This window comes from Bradyrhizobium sp. 2TAF36 (genome assembly GCF_052114925.1).
GTDB lineage: Bacteria > Pseudomonadota > Alphaproteobacteria > Rhizobiales > Xanthobacteraceae > Bradyrhizobium > Bradyrhizobium barranii.
Window position 1 is genome coordinate 86007 of record NZ_JBFRFR010000011.1, and the last position, 15964, is coordinate 101970.

A 15964-nucleotide genomic window follows, 5' to 3' on the forward strand; every position below is an offset into this window, starting at 1 on the left:
ATTCAGCCGGAATGAGGGGCAGCCTCTGCGAAAAGAGGCAGGTTCGATATTGGGAAATTTCCCAGTACGTCGCTTAGGGATTGATGAGCTTGTTGCGAATCGCCAGTGCAACCGCATGCGTACGGTTGACGGCACCGAGCTTGCGCGCGGCGGTTGCAAGATGCTCTTCTGCGGTGCGCTGCGTGATGTGCAGGATCTCGCCGATCTCCCAGGCCGACTTGCCCTGCGAGGCCCAGGCGATCACCTCGCGCTCGCGCGGGGTGAGACGCGTCGACAGATGCGGCGCCGGATCCAGCAGGCGGCGAATATGGTCGAAGCCATACATTGCCATCAGGTGCAGTGCCGGCTTGCTGCGGGGATTGAGGTCGAGATGGACGCCGCCGAGCGACACCGCCGCCTCGTAGCCGGTGAGCCCGTGGATCGGCACGATGAAGCCGCGCGACATGCGAAAATCGCCGGCGCGGTTCATCACCTCGGCCGCGCTCGGCTCGAGCTCGGCATCATAGGGCGCTTCCGACCACTCGAACGGATTGACCGATTGCCGGCACAGCCGCACCACGGGGTCGACGCGGTCGTAATTGTTCTGGGTGTAGAGATTGAACCATCCTGCCGGCCAGCGCTTGGCGAGCACCATCTGCGCGAACCGCTGATCGGGATTCGGCAACCCCGTCACGATGATGGTCTCGAAGCCGAAGCGACCGAACGCCGCCTCAAGCGCATTCATGGCGTCCGGTACCTTGCGATAGGTCCCCAGGCCTTCGATGAAGTCGAGCGCTTCCCGGCCATAATCTACGGCGTCTACGGCGGACATCGGTGCGTTTCCTGAGCCTCGCCGTCGGTATAGCACGTATTTGGGAGCTGCCTCAATTCGCTGCTTCCGTAGTTTACCGGCCGTCGTCTGCACCCGAGATTTAATCTACTTGTGGAGGAAGTGACGTCAAGTTACACCTATGGCGTCTGAAGCGGGAAAATCACGATGGAAGACGAGGACATCGCCCTCAACAGCGTGCTCGGCCTGGAACTCAACCGCGTGTTTTTCGCCGTCCGCGAAACGGCAAACAAGCAGAAGATCATCGAGTACGCGCGCGAAGTGCTGCAGCGCGAACGCGCGGAGCGGCCCGGCAGCGCGTCGCCCGAGAGCCCGGCGAGCTAGAACGCGGTTACAGGTGAGGCGTACGTTCTGCGCGAGCGGCGCCCTTCCATTCGAACGTGCCGATTTTGGCCGAAACATTCTGACTGCGAAGTTAATCAGCAATTGTTGCCGGTGAGCGAGCTGCGCTCTTACCCTCCCCTGGAGGGGGAGGGTGAAGCGCCGCCCGCTCCGTCGCACACTTGCCGCTGGATGACATCACGGCTCTCGTGAGATGATCGCCACCACGATCCTCTTTGGGATGCCCACGACATGATGACGCTGCGCCAGGTTGAAGTGATCCGTGCCGTGATGGTGACGGGTACCATCGGCGGCGCGGCGAAGCTGCTCAACGTGTCGGCGCCGGGGATCAGCCGGCTGGTCAAATACACCGAGCGCACGCTCGGCATTCGCTTCTTCCAGCGCCAGAACGGGCGCTATTTCCCGACGCCGGAAGCCGAGAACATCTTTGAGCAGATCAACGGCGTCTACAAGAAGGTCGACGACCTCTCCGAGCTCATCTCCAAGATCGGCCGCGGCGGTTTGTCGGAATTGCGCATCGGCTCGGTGCCGAGCATCTCCCAGGTGATGGTGCCGCGCGCGATCGAGCGCGTCCGGCGCCGCTACCCCGATCTCGGCATTGACATCAACATCCTCAAGCTCGAGGAGGCCATCGACTACCTCCTGCTCGGCCGCGGCGAATGTGTGGCGATGAGCTATCGGCTCGACCATTCCGGGCTCGACTTCATGCCGCTCGCCTCGGGTGAGCTCTATTGCATCGTGCCGCCGGGTCACGAGCTTGCCGGCCGCAAGCAGGTCTCGGCGGCCGAGATCACCCGCTATCCGCTGATCGGCATCGATCCCAACGATCCCTACGGCCGGATCATGGCCGGGATCTTTGCGCGCCACCGGCTCGACTACAACATCACGATCCGCGCGCGCTTCGGCACCACGGTGTGCGCGCTGGTGAAGGCCGGGCTCGGCATCGCCATCATCGACCAGTTCACGGTGGCCCATGGCGGCTATCCGGGAATCGAGCTGTTGAAGATCACCGAGCCGACGCGGTTCGAGACCTATATCGCGGTGAAGCGCGGCGCGCCGCTGTCGCTCCATGTCGAGTATTTCATCGAGTCCCTGCGCGCCGAGATGCGCGCGGTGGAGCCGTCCCGCACCGAGGGCATGGCGGCCCCGGCACGCGGGCGGAAGAAATAACATTATGTTAGGTTTGCCCAATAAATGGGTAATTGTGTTAGGCACGGGAAAGGCTATCGTCGCAACTGGTAGCCCCCTTGGAATTGTGCGGATTTCCCCGCTAATGGCCAGGACCCAACGCTCCCAACGAGACGATAGCCAACCATGTCCAAGCGCGGATACGCCGCCAGCAAGAAGCTTCTCACCGGCCTGATCGGGGCGCCGATCGCGCATTCCGCCTCCCCTGCCATGCACGAGCGGGCCGCCGAGGCGCTTGGCCTGCGCGGTCACTACCAGCTCATCGAGGTCGCCGGCGCCGATGCGGCCGGGCTCCGCATGATGCTCGAGGGCGTACGGCGGCTCGGCTTTGCCGGCGTCAACGTGACTTACCCTTACAAGGAAGCGGTGGTCCCGCTGCTCGACGAGCTGGCGCCGGGCGCGGCCGCCATGGGCGCGGTCAACACCGTCGTCGTCAAGGACGGCCGGCTGATCGGCCACAACACCGACACGACCGGGTTTGCGCGCGCGGTCGCGCCGCTGCTGGCACCGTCCGCAAATGCAGTCGCCGTGATCGGAACGGGCGGCGTCGGCAAGGCAATCGCCTTTGCGCTGGCGAGCCTGAAGGTCTCCGGCCTCCGCATTTTCGACAGCGAGACGGCGCGCGCCGAAAAGCTCGCTTCATTGCTTGCCAGGCACGGCGGCGCCACGGTGGCGAAAAGCGTCGAGGACGCGCTCGATGGCGCAACCGGCCTCGTCAACGGCACGCCGGTCGGCATGCTGCCGAACCGGGGCATGCCGGTCCCGGCGGCCTTGCTGCACGAGAAAATGTGGGTCGCGGACGCCGTCTATTCGCCGCTGATCACGCCGCTGCTGGCGGCGGCACAGGCCAAGGGCGCGCGGATCATGACCGGGCGGGAGCTCGCGATCTACCAGGCCGCTGACGCCTTCGAATTGTTCACCGGCCTTGCCCCATCGACCGAGGTCATGGGAGAGGCATTTGACGAGGTGATGGCGGCACGAAGCGCGGCCTACCACGCCGCGTAACCGAAGCGGCCGGACACAAGGCCGCGGACAGCATCAACGAAGAGTGACCATGAAATCGACCCTAGTGGCAGGCGCCTTGCTTGCCTTCGCGACTGCAACCAGCGTCCATGCGCAGGCGATCAAGCTCGCCGACGTCGCCGAGCTCTCGGGCGGCGGCGCCACCGTCGGCACCAACTGGAAGAACGGCATCGACCTCGCGATCGAGGAGATCAACGCCAAGGGCGGCGTGCTCGGACGCAAGCTGGAGGTCACCCATGCCGATTCGCAGTCCAACCCCGGCGTTGCCCGCGCCCAGGTGCAGAAGGCGCTCGACGCCGAGCCCTATGTGCTGCTCGGGCCCGGCTATTCCGGCTCGGTCAAGGTGACGGCGCCGCTCGCGGCCGAGGCCGGCATCGCTCAGATCATGGGCGGCGAAGCCGCCGAGCTGACGCAAGCCGGCAACAAGTTCCTGTTCCGCACCTCGTTCGGCCAGCAATCGTCGATGCCGAAGGTCGCAAAGTACATCCACGACGACATGAAGGCGAAGACGGTCGCGGTGGTCTGGGTCAACAACGACTTCGGCCGTGGCGGACGCGACGTCGTCGTGAAGGAACTCGACCGGCTTGGTTCCAAGGTGGTCGCCGATCTCTCGACTGAAGCGGGACAAGCCGACTTCGCCGCCGACGTCGGTAAGATCAAGGCCGCCAATCCCGACGCCGTGTTCGTCTACCTGAATGAAGAAGAGAGCGCGCGCATCCTGAAAGAGCTGAAACGCCAGGGCGTCACCGCGCCGCTGATGGGCGAGACCACGCTGATCGGCCAGAAGGTGATCGAGCTCGCCGGCGATGCCGCCAACGGCGCGCGCGGCCATGTCGGCCTCACCACGGACGCGCCGGTCGACCTGATCAAGGCGTTCCGCGACAAGTTCGCCAAGAAGTACAATTACGTGCCCGACCATAACGGCCTGAAGGGCTATCTCGCCGTCTACATGGTGAAAGCCACCACCGAGAAGATGGGGAAGGTCGACAGCAAGGCGTTCGCCGACACGCTGCACGGCCTGACCATCAAGGCCGCGGACGAGCCGGGCATTCTGATGGACGTCACCTTCAGCGAGACCGGCGACATCGACCGGCAGAGCTTTCTGGTCGAGGTGGTCGAAGGCAAGCAGGTGGTGAAGCAGGTACTGCCCAAGGTGAAGTGACGATCTTCGCCTCTCCCCGCGCCCGTCCCGCCGAAGCTTCAGCGAAGGCGGATGCGGGGGCCTCTCTTCTCCCTCGCCCCGCTCTTCGCGGGGAGAGGGTTGGGGTGAGGGGTGATTCTGCAAGGACGGTGAGAGATGGGTTCGCGGATAGAGCCCCTCACCCCGCCCTCTCCTCGTAAGAACGGGGCGAGGGAGACGACAGAGCTGGGCGAGGGACACGAGAGGGGAAAATGTCCAATCTGTTCGATCTTCTGGTCGCGGGACTTGCCACCGGCGCGATCTATGCGCTGGTCGCGGTCGGCTTCACGCTGCTGTGGCAGACCTCGCAGACCATCAATTTCGCGCAAGGCGAGTTCGTGATGCTGCCGGCGTTCCTGATGCTGGCGGCGATGCATGCCGGCGCGCCGTTCTGGCTCGCGATCATCCTCGGCATCCTGCTCTCGATGATCCTGCTGGGCCTCGCCTTCAAGATGCTCCTGGTCGATCCGATGATGCGCCATGGCGTGCTGCCGCTGGCGATCGCGACGATGGCGCTCGCGATCGGCATCAAGGAGGCCGTGAAGCAGTTCTTCAGCGCGGAGGCCTCGCCCTTCCCCTCGATCGTGCCGACCGGTGATATCTCCATTCTCGGACATGCCGTCTCGCTGCAAAGCATCGGCGTCCTCGTCCTCGCCATTCTTGCCGTCTTCGGCCTGACGAGCCTTCTCAACCGCACCTCGCTCGGCCACCAGATGCAGGCGGCGGCGCAGAACCCGACGGTGGCGCGCATCATCGGCGTGCCGGTCGAGCGCATGATCCTGCTGACGTTCCTGATCAACGCCTTCCTGGTCGCGCTGGCGTCGCTTTTGATCACGCCGATCTATCTCGCAAAATTCTCCTCCGGCGAGGTGCTCGGCCAAGCCGCCTTCATCGCCGCGATCGTCGGCGGCTTCAACCAGGTGCGCGGCGCCATCGCCGGCGGCCTCCTGATCGGCGTGCTCGACAATCTCGCAGCCGCCTATGTCTCGACGCAGTACCGCGCCGCCGTGCCGATGATCTTCCTGATCGCCGTCATCCTGTTCCGGCCGCAGGGCTTGCTCGGCCGCGCCGAGGAGCGCACCGTATGAGCGGCTTCGCCAAACCGTTGAAGATCGCGCTCGGCCTCATCGTCATTGCCGGCCTGATCATCGTCCCCATGAACTTCAACCGCTACGGCCTGTTCATCCTGAGCCAGTGGGCGGTGATGAGCATCGCCGCGATGGGGCTCAATTTGACGCTCGGCTATGCCGGCCAGGTCTCGCTGGCGCAAGGCGCCTTCGTCGGCATCGGCGCCTATGCGGCCGCGATCATGACCACCCATGGCTGGCCGCTGCCGGCGGCGATCGTAGTCGCGATTGCCTTGAGCTTCGCGGTCGGCTGGGTGCTCGGCTATCCCGCTCTGCGCGTGCAGCACCATTACCTCGCCTTCGTCACCCTCGCCTTCTCCACCCTCGCCTTCCTGGTGTTCCGCAACGAAAGCTGGCTCACCGGCGGCATCTACGGCATCTCCAACATTCCGCGGCCGCACATCTTCGGCATCGCGACCAGCAAGCCGCTACCGTTCTACTATGTCTGCCTCGGCTCGCTTGCGGTCGTGTCGCTGGCGGTGTGGTGGCTGATCCGCTCGCCCTGGGGCCGCGCCTTCATGGCATTGCGCGAAAATCCGCTGCGCGCGCAGTCGCTCGGCGTCGACACAAGGCGCTATACGCTGATGGCGTTCGCGATCGGCTCGGCGCTCGGCGGCGTCGCCGGCGCGCTCTATGCGCCGCTGACACAATATATCGATCCCGTGCCGTTCAACCTGTCGCTCTCGCTCGACCTCTTGATGATGGTGATCGTCGGCGGTGCCGGCTTCTATTTCGGCCCGTTCCTCGGCGCGATGATCGCGGTGCTGTTGCCGGAATGGCTGCGCTTCACGGAAGGGTATTATCTGATGCTCTACGCGGTCGCGGTGATGCTGCTCTTGATCTGGTCGCCGACCGGCATTCTGGGGATTCTCGATCGCTATCTCGCCGAGCGCCGCACCAAGGCGGCCTCCGCGCTGCGCGCCGTGGCAAAGTCCCGGCTGGAGACGGTGCAATGAGCGCGGTCCTGGAAGTCACCGGCATCAAGAAGAATTTCGGCGGCATCAGCGCGGTCGATGGCGTCTCATTCGACGTCCGCGAGGGCGAGATCCTCGGCCTGATCGGCCCGAACGGCTGCGGCAAGTCGACCCTGTTCAACTGCATCCTCGGCCAGCTCACACCATCAGGCGGCGAGGTCAAGCTCGACGGCAAGGTGGTCACGGGCCTGCGTCCTGCCGAGCTCAACAAGCTTGGGGTCAGCCGCACCTTCCAGCTCTTGCAGGTCTTCCCAAAGCTCTCGGTGCGCGAGAACCTGATCCTCGCGGGGCAGGAGCACCAGGGCAGCATGGCCTCGCGCCTGGTCGGCCGTTCCGATGCCGGGCTGACTGAGGCGGCCAACCAGATGATCGGCTTCTTCAAGCTCGACCATCTCGCCGACGAGCCGGCCGGCGGGCTCTCCTATGGCCAGCAAAAACTGCTCGATGCCGCGATGGCCTTCATGGGCGGGCCACGCCTCGTCCTGCTCGACGAGCCCGCCGGCGGCGTCAACCCGTCGATGCTGTCGGACCTGAAGGATCGCCTGGTCGCGATCAACCGCGAGAAGAACGCGACCTTCGTCGTGATCGAGCACAACATGGAATTCGTGATGTCCCTGTGCTCGCGCGTGATGGTCATGGCGGAGGGCAAGGTGCTGGCGATGGGGCGGCCGGACGAAGTGCGGAAAAATCCCGCCGTGATCGAAGCCTATCTCGGACATTAGGAAGCCATCATGAGCGACCCGATCCTCTCGGTTCACAATCTCGTCGGCGGCTACGGCAAGATGACGATCCTGAACGGCACGACATTCGCCGTGCCGCAGGCGACCATCACCACGATCATCGGCCCCAACGGTGCCGGCAAGTCGACCGTGTTCAAGGCGATCTTCGGCCTGTTGAAGCTGCGCGAAGGCAAGATCACCTTTGCCGGCCGCGACGTCACCAATTTGAGCCAGCGCGCGCTGCTCAATGCCGGCATCTGCTACGTGCCGCAGGGCCGCAACATCTTTCCCGAGCTGTCGGTGCGCCACAATATCGAGCTCGGCGGCGTCTCGGCCGGCAAGGGCATCGACCTGCCCGCACGGATCGAGGCCGCGCTCGACCTGTTTCCCGCGCTGCGCCGCAAGTCGGTGCAGCAGGCCTCCACGCTCTCCGGCGGCGAGCAGAAGCAGCTCGAGATCGCGCGCTCACTGCTGCTCGAGCCCAAGCTAGTGCTGATCGACGAGCCCTCGATCGGCCTGTCGCCGCTGATGGTGCAGCAGACCTTCGACATCCTGAAAGGCTTGCGCGACCGCGGCGTCACCATCCTGATGATCGAGCAGAACGCGCGCTCGGCGCTGGAGATTTCCGACATCGGCATCGTGCTCGAGCTCGGCCAGACCCGCATGGTCGATGGCGCGAAGCGAATTCTGAACGATCCGCGCATCGGCCAGCTCTTTCTCGGCGGCGCCATGGAGGACAACGCAGCATGAACAAGCGTTCGATCGCGACCGTCTCGCTCTCAGGCAGCCTGGACGAAAAGCTCCGCGCCATCGCATCAGCCGGGTTCGACTCGGTCGAGATCTTCGAGAACGATCTGCTGTCGTTCGGCTCGGGCCCGCGCGAGGTGGCGCAGCTGTGCAAGGACCTCAATCTCGAGATTTGCGCATTCCAGCCGTTCCGCGATTTCGAGGGCATGCCGGAGCCGCAGCGGACGCGCAACTTTGCCCGCGCCGAGCGAAAGTTCGATCTGATGCAGGAGCTCGGCACCGACCTGCTGCTGATCTGCTCCAACGTCTCGCCCGCCTCGCTCGGCGGCATCGATCGCGCCGCGGACGATTTTCGCGAGCTCGGCGAGCGCGCGGCCAAGCGCGGCTTGCGCGTCGGCTATGAGGCGCTGGCCTGGGGCCGCCATGTCAACGACTACCGCGACGCCTGGGAGATCGTACGCYGCGCCGATCATCCCGCGATCGGCGTCATCCTCGACAGCTTTCATGCACTCGCGCCCGGCTTTCCGGTTCGCGCCATGGCCTCGATCCCCGGCGACAAGATCTTTCTGGTGCAGCTCGCCGACGCGCCGAAGCTCGAGCTCGACATCCTCTCGTGGAGCCGGCACTTCCGCTCCTTCCCCGGTCAGGGCGACCTCCCGGTCGGTGAATTCATGCAGGCCATCGCGGCGACCGGCTATGCCGGGCCGCTTTCGCTCGAAATCTTCAACGACCAGTTCCGCGCCGGCTCGTCCGCGCAGACCGCGGTCGACGGCCTGCGTTCGCTCATCCTGCTGGAAGACCAGCTCGCACCTGATTGGCCGAAGCTTGTCAGCGAGCCGCTGGCGCCGAAGGCCAGGAGCCATGGCACCGGCTTCATCGAGTTTGCCGTCAACGAGACCAAGGCGGTCGACCTCGCCCGCCTGTTCGCGCAGCTCGGCTTTCGCAAAACCGGCAAGCATCGCAGCAAGGCCGTGGAGCGCTGGTCGCAGGGCAAGGTCGAGCTCGTGATCAATTGTGAGACCGACGGCTTTGCGCATTCGCATTACGTCACGCACGGCCCCGGCGTCTGCGCGATTGCGCTCGACGTCGACAATGCCGGTCTTGCCATGCAGCGCGCCGAAGCGCTGAAGACGCGCACCTTCTACCAGCCGGTCGGGCCGGGCGAGCTGGAGATTCCCGCGATCCATGGCGTCGGCGGTAGCCTGCTCTATTTCCTCGACCAGGCCGGCAAGAACTGGGATACCGATTTCGAGCCGGTCGCAAGTGACGCGAACGCCGACGCCCTGCTCGCCGTCGATCACATCGCGCAGTCGATGCCCTATGACGAGATGCTGTCCTGGCTGCTGTTCTACACCGGCATCCTCGACCTGAAGCGGCTGCCGCAGATGGAAATCGCCGATCCGCGTGGCCTCGTGCAGAGCCAGGCCGTCGTCAACGCCGACCAGAGCCTGCGCTTCGTGCTCAACGGCTCATCCGCCAACCGTACCCTGCCGGCGCGCTTCATCTCGGAGTTCTTCGGCTCGGGCGTGCAGCACGTCGCGTTCTCCTGCCGGGACATTTTTGCGACGGTCGCCGCGATGCGCAAGCGTGGCGCGGATTTCCTGGATATCCCTGATAATTACTACGACGACATCGAAGCCAAATATGACCTCGCGCCCGACCTGATGGCGCAGCTGCGCGCCAACCACATCCTCTACGACCGTGAGGGCGACGGCGAGTTCTTCCAGGTCTACACCCACATCTTCGACGAGCGCTTCTTCTTCGAAATCGTGGAGCGAAGGGATTATCAGGGCTTCGGCGCAGCCAATGCCGGGATCAGGCTTGCGGCGCAGGCCCGCGAGGTAAGGCCCGCGAACATGCCGCGGGTGTAGGTCTGTTTCCCCTCTCCCCTTGTGGGAGAGGGTGCCTCGCGAAGCGAGGCGGGTGAGGGGTATCTCTCCGCAGACTCGATAGAAGTTGCTTTGCGGAGCCGACCCCTCATCCGGCGCTTCGCGCCACCTTCTCCCACAAGGGGAGAAGGGAGCGCACCGTGCTTGTGGCTAAATCAGCCTCACTTCATCGCACACTTGTCGTGGAATCGATCCTGGTCGTTCTCCACGATCGTCGCGACCGTCTTCAGCGAGAGCTGGCCTTCGCCGTCCTTGACCACGTCCTGGAGATAGAAGCTCTGCACCGGGATGTGGTTCTTGCCGTATTTGAACGGGCCGCGCAGCGACTTGAAGTTGGCCTTCTCCATCTCGGCCTTCATCGCGTCCTTCTTGCTGGTGTCGCCCTTCACCGCGACCACCGCGCTGTTGATGAGCTGGGCGGCGTCATAGGCCTGGGCGCCGTAGTAGGTCGGGCGCAGGTTGGTGTACTTCTTGCGGTAGTCGGCGACGAAGCGCTTGTTCTGCTCGTTTGGGAGGTCGTTGACCCATTCCTGCGCGCCGGGCACGCCAAGCGCGTTCTCCTTCTGGAGCGGCAGCGACAGCTCGTCGACCGTGAAGGCGGTATAGAGCGGCATCGTGCTCTTCAGGCCGGCCTGCGCATATTGATTGAGGAACTGCACGCCGGCCGCACCGGGATAGAACACGAAGATCGACTCGGCGCCCGAGGCGCGCGCCTTGGAGAGTTCGGCGGAGAAGTCGAGCTGGCTCGGCCAGACCGTGTACTCCTCGCCCTTGACCTCACCCTTGAACGTGCTCTTCAGGCCCGCGAGCATGTCCTTGCCGGCCGCGTAGTTCGGCCCGATCAGGAACACGCTCTTGACGCCCTTCTGGTTCATGTAGAGGCCCATGGCGGCGGGCGTCTGGTCGTTCTGCCAGGAGGTCGAGAACACGTAAGGCGAGCACAGTTCGCCGGCGAGCTGCGACGGACCGGCATTGGCCGAGATCAGGAAAGTCTGCGAATCCACCGCGGTCTTGAGCGAGGCCAGGAGCACGTTCGACCAGATGTAGCCGACGATGAAATCGACCTTGTCGGACTGCACCAGCTTCTCGGTCTTCTGCTTGCCGACATCGGGCTTCTGCCCGTCGTCCTCGTAGATCACCTCGACCGGCTTGCCGTCCATCTTGCGGCCGATGTGGTCGAGCGCGAGCTCGAAGGAATTGCGCATGTCGTTGCCGATCACGGCGGTCGGGCCGCTGAAGGTCGAAACGAAGCCGATCTTGATGGTGTCGCCGGCGAAAGCCTGATTTGCCAGCACCAGCGCCGCTGCGCCCGCCAGCCAGAATGCCGTCCTCATAACCACTCCCCTCCTTATTATTGATCCCGGAAACGGGGTGATCGCCGCCCCCGGGTCGTCTCTATTGAACGTAAAATCTGTCGCGCCGCCAATGGCTCAGCGCCCGCCCCTGCACCATATTTCGCCCCAATCGAGGATGGCAAGAAATATAATTCTACTCACTTCGACCAAGGCTGCGGCGCTTTTTCGCGGGATGACGATACGCCCAGCCTATGCCGCGATTGATGACGGCTATTGGACTACGGCGCCCAATGCGCACTTACATGAAGGAGAGCAGCAGCGAGATTCGAGGGTGTTATCATGGCCGCAAATCCCCACCGCGTCGTCATCGTCGGAGCCGGCTTCGGCGGGCTGGAGGCGACCTACCGGCTTGCGGGCGCGCCGGTCGAGATCACGCTGATCGACCGCCGCAACCATCATCTGTTCCAGCCGCTGCTCTACCAGGTCGCGACCGCCTCGCTCGCGACCAGCGAAATCGCCTGGCCGGTCCGGCATCTGATGCGCGACCGGCGCGAGGTGACGACCCTGTTTGCGACGGTGAGCGGCGTCGATGCCGACCGGCGCTGCGTGCTGATCGACGACGGCAGCGAGGTGCCCTACGACACGCTGGTGCTCGCCACCGGCGCGCGCCACGCCTATTTCGGCCATGACGAGTGGGAGCAGTTCGCCCCCGGCCTGAAGACGCTGGAAGACGCGACCACGCTGCGCCGTCACATCCTGGTGGCATTCGAGCGCGCCGAGCGCGAGACCGATCCGGCCAAACGCGCGGCGCGGCTGACCTTCGTCATCGTCGGCGCCGGCCCCACCGGCGTCGAGCTCGCCGGCACCATCGCCGAAATGGCGCACCACACGCTCCCCGCCGACTTCCGCAACATCGACACCCACAAGGCACGCGTGGTGCTGATCGAGGCCGGACCGCGCGTGCTCGCGGGCTTCCCCGATGATCTCTCGGCCTATGCGCAAGCGTCGCTGGAAAAGATCGGCGTCGAGGTCGTGCTGGGCCAGGCCGTCACCGAGATCAACCGTGAGGGCGTCGTGTTCGGCGGCAAGCTGCTCGAAGCAAAGACGCGGATCTGGGCCGCCGGCGTGCGCGCTTCGCCCGCCGCCGAATGGCTGGGCGCACCAAGCGATCGCGCCGGGCGCGTGGAGGTCCAAGACGATCTGACGATACCTGGTCATCCCGAAATCTTTGCGATCGGCGACACTGTTGTGATCAACGCCTGGGAGGGGAAGCCGGTGCCCGGCATCGCGCCGGCCGCCAAGCAGCAGGGCCGGCACGTCGCCGAGACCATCAAGGCGCGCCTGCGTGGCGAGAACAAAGGTGCATTCCGTTACAAGCACTCCGGTAGCCTCGCACAGATCGGCAAGCGGCTCGCCGTGATCGATTTCGGCAAGGTCAAACTGCGCGGCACCATCGCATGGTGGATCTGGGGCATTGCCCACATCTACTTCCTGATCGGCCTGCGCCACCGCCTCAGCGTCGCCCTGAGCTGGCTCTGGATCTACGCCCGCGACCAGCGCGCGGCGAGGTTGATCACGCAGGGGAGTAGCAAGGTGGCGTAGCTCTTTCTTCCTTCTCCCCTTGTGGGAGAAGGTGGCATAGGCGGCCCTCGGCCGCCGTTCTCAAGAACGCCGAAGCAAAGCTTCGGTTATGGCGCCGGATGAGGGGTTCTCTCCACTCGCACGACCATTCGTGAGGAGAGAGACCCCTCACCCGGCTTCGCTTCGCGAAGCCACCCTCTCCCACAAGGGGCGAGGGTGCAGCAGCGCTCGTAGCTATTTTTTACTTCACCAACTCACATCCGCCCTCCGCGAGCGGCCGGAACGCCTGGTCCGCTGGGATCGTCGAGACCAGCTTGTAGTAGTCGTACGGATATTTCGACTCCTCCGGCTTCTTCACCTCGAACAGATACATGGGATGCACGACGCGGCCGTCCTGGCGGATCGTGGTGTCGCCGAACAGCTTGTCCTTACCCCTGAACTTCTTCATCTCGGGCACGGCGTCCTTCGCATTGTCGCTGCCGGTCGCGGCGACCGCGTTCAGATAAGCGAGCGTCGAGGCATAGACACCGGCCTGGTTGCCGCTCGGCATCTTGCCGTTCATGCCGGGCCGCGCGGCGAAGCGTTTTGCAAACGCGCGGGTGTCGTCGTTCATGTCCCAGTAAAACGCTTCCATGAGCTGGAGGCCCTGGGCGACCTTGATACCCATGCCATGGACGTCGTTGATGAAGAGCAGGAAGGCGACGAGCTTCTGCCCGCCTTGCTGGATGCCGAACTCGGCAGCCTGCTTCACCGCGTTGATGGTGTCGCCGCCGGCATTGGCGAGGCCGACCACCTGCGCTTTCGAGCCCTGCGCCTGCAACAGGAAGGAGGCGAAGTCGGAGGTGCCGAGCGGATGTTTCGAGGAGCCAAGCACCTTGCCGCCATGCGCCTCGATGTATTTCTGCGCCTCCGCCTCGATGCCCTTGCCAAGCGCATAGTCGACCGTGAGGAAATACCAGTCCTTGCCGCCGCGCGCCATCATCGCCGCCGCGGTGGTGTTGCCGGTCGCCCAGGCATCGTTGACCCATTGGATCGTATTGGGCGAGCAGGCCTTGCCGGTGAGATCCGAGCTCGCCGTGGACGACGCCAGGAAGGTCATGCGGCTGTCGCGCAGCAGCGTGTTGATGGAGAGGCCGACGGCCGAATTCGGCACGTCGACGATGGCATCGACACCCTCGACATCGAGCCATTTGCGCGCGATCGCGTTGCCGACATCGGCTTTGTTCTGGTGGTCGGCATAGACGATCTCGACCTTGATGTTCTTGCCGCCGCCATTGAAATCCTCGGCCGCCATGCGCGCGGCCTCGACCGAGCCCATGCCGTTGGTGTCCTGGAAGATGCCCGAGATGTCGTTGAGCACGCCGATGCGCACGACATTGTCGGAGATCTCGGCGCTTGCCGCGCCGCTCATCAGGCTCGCCGCCAGCGCGAGCGTCCATTTCAGGTGTTTCATCGTTCCCTCCCCTTTGTGTGTCGCGCCGGTCGCCGCCGGAATGTTCTGGAATTCAGACCTGCCGTTCCGGCAATCTCAGCACCAGTCCGTCGAGCACGGGCGTGATCATGATCTGACAGGCCAGCCGGCTGTTCGGCAACCGCTCGGCGGCGGTGCCGTCGAGCAGCGCGTCTTCGTCATCAGCCATCGCCGGCAGGCGCGCGAGCCAGGCTGCGTCGATATAGACGTGGCAGGTCGCACACATGGCATTGCCACCGCACTCGGCCAGGATGCCGTCGAGACCATGGCGGGTCGCGGCCTGCATGGCGCTTTCGTCGCCTGAAGTTTCGACACGATCGGACTTGCCGTCGGCATGGATGAAAGTGATGGCGGGCATCAAGGCTCCTCGTCAGGCCGGGGTGATGGTGACAGGCAGGCTGTCGAGCCCGCGCAGCGTGTTGTTGAAGCGGCGTTTCGGCTCGCCCGTGATCTCGATCTTCGCGATACGCCGCGCCAGCGCCGTCAGCATCACTTCGCCTTCGAGGCGCGCGACGAGCTGGCCGACGCACATGTGGATGCCGGAGCCGAAGCCGACATGGCCGGACGAGCGGCGCGTGATGTCGTAGCTGTCGGGCTTGTCCCAGCGGCGCGGATCGCGATTGGCGGCGGCAAGGAACATCAGCACCTTCTCACCTTCGCCGATCGTCGCACCTGACAGCTCGACCTCACGTGTGGTGGTGCGGAAGAAGGTCTGCACCGGGCTTTCGAAACGAACCGCTTCCTCGAAGGCGCTCCGCGCGAGCGTGAAATCGCCGCGCAGGCGCTGCCATTGTTCGGGGAAGCGCGCGAGGCAATAGACGGCCGCGCCGATGCCGTTGACAGTGGTGTCGAGACCAGCCGACAGCAGCGAGCGCACCAGCAGTGGCGCTTCGGTGGCCGTGATCGCGCCCTCGTCGACCTGGGCATGAATGCAGGCGCCGAAGCCGCCGGGCGCAAGGTTCTCGCGCTGGCACTGCTCGGCAACATAGGCTTGATGGGGCGTCGAACGCGCAATCGCCTGCCGGCGCAGCTCGTTGGGCGGCCCGAATGCGTTGAACACGACGCTCGCGTAGGGAATCAGATGCTCGCGCCCCTCGGATTTCAGCCCGAGCGCATCCGGGAAGATCGAGAGCGGATAGGCCTCGGCGAGGTCGGCGATCGCGTCGAAGCTGCGCCTTTCGATCAGCGCGTCCACCCGCTCCTCGGCCGCCGCGGCAAAGCGGTCGCGCACCTGCTTCATCACGGTCGGCGACAGCACCTTCGAGAGCACGGCGCGGGTCCGCGTATGCGCGGGCGGATCGGCCTCGAGGATCAGGCTCGGCGGCCGCCACGGCGTCTCCTTCTTGAAATCGGAGAGGCCGACGCCGCGGCTGGAGCAGAACGTCGCGGGATCGTTCAGCACGGCGTGGACCTCGGCATAGCGTGCCACGCCGTAGACGTTCCACTTGTCGAGATAGACGACCGGACCTGCCTCCCGCAGCAGCTCGTGCGTGGGATAGGGGTCGGCGAAAAAATTGATGTCGAAGGGATCGACGTCGAGATGCGGGACGCCTGATACGGCGGAGCCAGGTGCGCTCATTGGAGTCCTCCCTCATTTTG

15 protein-coding genes are annotated in these 15964 nt (G+C 64.7%); 10 read left to right on the forward strand and 5 right to left on the reverse strand.

Translation table 11 applies throughout. The features are described from left to right. Nucleotides 1–73: 73 nt before the first annotated feature. Nucleotides 74–811, reverse strand: a complete 738-nt coding sequence (locus AB4Z51_RS08560; RefSeq protein ID WP_063979905.1) for a helix-turn-helix transcriptional regulator — start codon at nucleotides 809–811, stop codon at nucleotides 74–76. A gap of 165 nt (nucleotides 812–976) precedes the next feature. On the opposite strand from AB4Z51_RS08560, the gene AB4Z51_RS08565 reads away from it, so the two are divergent. From AB4Z51_RS08565 to AB4Z51_RS08605, 9 genes are all read left to right on the forward strand, one after another. Further along, nucleotides 977–1153 carry a hypothetical protein gene (locus AB4Z51_RS08565; protein WP_014491261.1) on the forward strand — a complete coding sequence of 59 codons (177 nt, stop codon included), beginning with the start codon at nucleotides 977–979 and terminating at the stop codon, nucleotides 1151–1153. Between the two features lie 249 nt (nucleotides 1154–1402). Beyond that, nucleotides 1403–2341, forward strand: coding sequence for a LysR family transcriptional regulator (locus tag AB4Z51_RS08570; RefSeq protein ID WP_441497276.1), 939 nt, complete (start codon nucleotides 1403–1405; stop codon nucleotides 2339–2341). A gap of 144 nt (nucleotides 2342–2485) precedes the next feature. Continuing rightward, the gene (locus tag AB4Z51_RS08575; RefSeq protein WP_085399241.1) at nucleotides 2486–3364 is read left to right on the forward strand and encodes a shikimate dehydrogenase; all 879 of its coding nucleotides are present in this window, start codon (nucleotides 2486–2488) and stop codon (nucleotides 3362–3364) included. A 49-nt stretch (nucleotides 3365–3413) separates the two neighbouring features. After that, on the forward strand, nucleotides 3414–4544 hold the full coding sequence (locus AB4Z51_RS08580) for an ABC transporter substrate-binding protein (RefSeq protein ID WP_063979908.1): 1131 nt from the start codon (nucleotides 3414–3416) through the stop codon (nucleotides 4542–4544). A gap of 230 nt (nucleotides 4545–4774) precedes the next feature. After that, on the forward strand, nucleotides 4775–5650 hold the full coding sequence (locus AB4Z51_RS08585) for a branched-chain amino acid ABC transporter permease (protein ID WP_028148063.1): 876 nt from the start codon (nucleotides 4775–4777) through the stop codon (nucleotides 5648–5650). Next, nucleotides 5647–6645 (forward strand): branched-chain amino acid ABC transporter permease, encoded by a 999-nt coding sequence (locus AB4Z51_RS08590; protein ID WP_441497277.1) that lies wholly within the window; start codon nucleotides 5647–5649, stop codon nucleotides 6643–6645. The genes AB4Z51_RS08585 and AB4Z51_RS08590 overlap by 4 nt, the downstream gene beginning before the upstream one ends. Then, nucleotides 6642–7385, forward strand: a complete 744-nt coding sequence (locus AB4Z51_RS08595) for an ABC transporter ATP-binding protein (protein ID WP_441497278.1) — start codon at nucleotides 6642–6644, stop codon at nucleotides 7383–7385. The genes AB4Z51_RS08590 and AB4Z51_RS08595 overlap by 4 nt, the downstream gene beginning before the upstream one ends. A gap of 9 nt (nucleotides 7386–7394) precedes the next feature. Beyond that, nucleotides 7395–8132: an ABC transporter ATP-binding protein gene (locus AB4Z51_RS08600; RefSeq protein ID WP_441497279.1), complete on the forward strand. Its 738-nt coding sequence runs from the start codon at nucleotides 7395–7397 to the stop codon at nucleotides 8130–8132. Next, the gene (locus AB4Z51_RS08605; protein ID WP_441497280.1) at nucleotides 8129–10000 is read left to right on the forward strand and encodes a bifunctional sugar phosphate isomerase/epimerase/4-hydroxyphenylpyruvate dioxygenase family protein; all 1872 of its coding nucleotides are present in this window, start codon (nucleotides 8129–8131) and stop codon (nucleotides 9998–10000) included. The genes AB4Z51_RS08600 and AB4Z51_RS08605 overlap by 4 nt, the downstream gene beginning before the upstream one ends. 179 nt (nucleotides 10001–10179) lie before the next feature. Here AB4Z51_RS08605 and AB4Z51_RS08610 read toward each other — a convergent pair whose 3' ends face one another. After that, entirely contained in the window at nucleotides 10180–11352 is a 1173-nt protein-coding gene (locus AB4Z51_RS08610; protein ID WP_247312836.1) for an ABC transporter substrate-binding protein, read from the reverse strand. A 300-nt stretch (nucleotides 11353–11652) separates the two neighbouring features. On the opposite strand from AB4Z51_RS08610, the gene AB4Z51_RS08615 reads away from it, so the two are divergent. After that, the gene (locus AB4Z51_RS08615) at nucleotides 11653–12915 is read left to right on the forward strand and encodes an NAD(P)/FAD-dependent oxidoreductase (RefSeq protein ID WP_071909108.1); all 1263 of its coding nucleotides are present in this window, start codon (nucleotides 11653–11655) and stop codon (nucleotides 12913–12915) included. 220 nt (nucleotides 12916–13135) lie between these two features. On the opposite strand, the gene AB4Z51_RS08620 is transcribed toward AB4Z51_RS08615, so the two are convergent. Genes AB4Z51_RS08620 through AB4Z51_RS08630 form a run of 3 tightly spaced genes read right to left on the reverse strand, consistent with a single transcriptional unit; the run spans nucleotide 13136 to nucleotide 15944 of the window. Continuing rightward, nucleotides 13136–14347 carry an ABC transporter substrate-binding protein gene (locus AB4Z51_RS08620; protein ID WP_441497281.1) on the reverse strand — a complete coding sequence of 404 codons (1212 nt, stop codon included), beginning with the start codon at nucleotides 14345–14347 and terminating at the stop codon, nucleotides 13136–13138. Nucleotides 14348–14399: 52 nt separating this feature from the next. After that, on the reverse strand, nucleotides 14400–14723 hold the full coding sequence (locus tag AB4Z51_RS08625) for a 2Fe-2S iron-sulfur cluster-binding protein (protein ID WP_441497282.1): 324 nt from the start codon (nucleotides 14721–14723) through the stop codon (nucleotides 14400–14402). A gap of 12 nt (nucleotides 14724–14735) precedes the next feature. Next, the gene (locus AB4Z51_RS08630) at nucleotides 14736–15944 is read right to left on the reverse strand and encodes a cytochrome P450 (protein ID WP_441497283.1); all 1209 of its coding nucleotides are present in this window, start codon (nucleotides 15942–15944) and stop codon (nucleotides 14736–14738) included. Nucleotides 15945–15964: the final 20 nt, after the last annotated feature.

Coding starts and splice junctions, on each gene's coding strand:
- AB4Z51_RS08560 (WP_063979905.1), bottom strand. CDS start 811: ATGTCCGCCGTAGACGCCGTAGATTATGGCCGGGAAGCGCTCGACTTC.
- AB4Z51_RS08565 (WP_014491261.1), top strand. CDS start 977: ATGGAAGACGAGGACATCGCCCTCAACAGCGTGCTCGGCCTGGAACTC.
- AB4Z51_RS08570 (WP_441497276.1), top strand. CDS start 1,403: ATGATGACGCTGCGCCAGGTTGAAGTGATCCGTGCCGTGATGGTGACG.
- AB4Z51_RS08575 (WP_085399241.1), top strand. CDS start 2,486: ATGTCCAAGCGCGGATACGCCGCCAGCAAGAAGCTTCTCACCGGCCTG.
- AB4Z51_RS08580 (WP_063979908.1), top strand. CDS start 3,414: ATGAAATCGACCCTAGTGGCAGGCGCCTTGCTTGCCTTCGCGACTGCA.
- AB4Z51_RS08585 (WP_028148063.1), top strand. CDS start 4,775: ATGTCCAATCTGTTCGATCTTCTGGTCGCGGGACTTGCCACCGGCGCG.
- AB4Z51_RS08590 (WP_441497277.1), top strand. CDS start 5,647: ATGAGCGGCTTCGCCAAACCGTTGAAGATCGCGCTCGGCCTCATCGTC.
- AB4Z51_RS08595 (WP_441497278.1), top strand. CDS start 6,642: ATGAGCGCGGTCCTGGAAGTCACCGGCATCAAGAAGAATTTCGGCGGC.
- AB4Z51_RS08600 (WP_441497279.1), top strand. CDS start 7,395: ATGAGCGACCCGATCCTCTCGGTTCACAATCTCGTCGGCGGCTACGGC.
- AB4Z51_RS08610 (WP_247312836.1), bottom strand. CDS start 11,352: ATGAGGACGGCATTCTGGCTGGCGGGCGCAGCGGCGCTGGTGCTGGCA.
- AB4Z51_RS08615 (WP_071909108.1), top strand. CDS start 11,653: ATGGCCGCAAATCCCCACCGCGTCGTCATCGTCGGAGCCGGCTTCGGC.
- AB4Z51_RS08620 (WP_441497281.1), bottom strand. CDS start 14,347: ATGAAACACCTGAAATGGACGCTCGCGCTGGCGGCGAGCCTGATGAGC.
- AB4Z51_RS08625 (WP_441497282.1), bottom strand. CDS start 14,723: ATGCCCGCCATCACTTTCATCCATGCCGACGGCAAGTCCGATCGTGTC.
- AB4Z51_RS08630 (WP_441497283.1), bottom strand. CDS start 15,944: ATGAGCGCACCTGGCTCCGCCGTATCAGGCGTCCCGCATCTCGACGTC.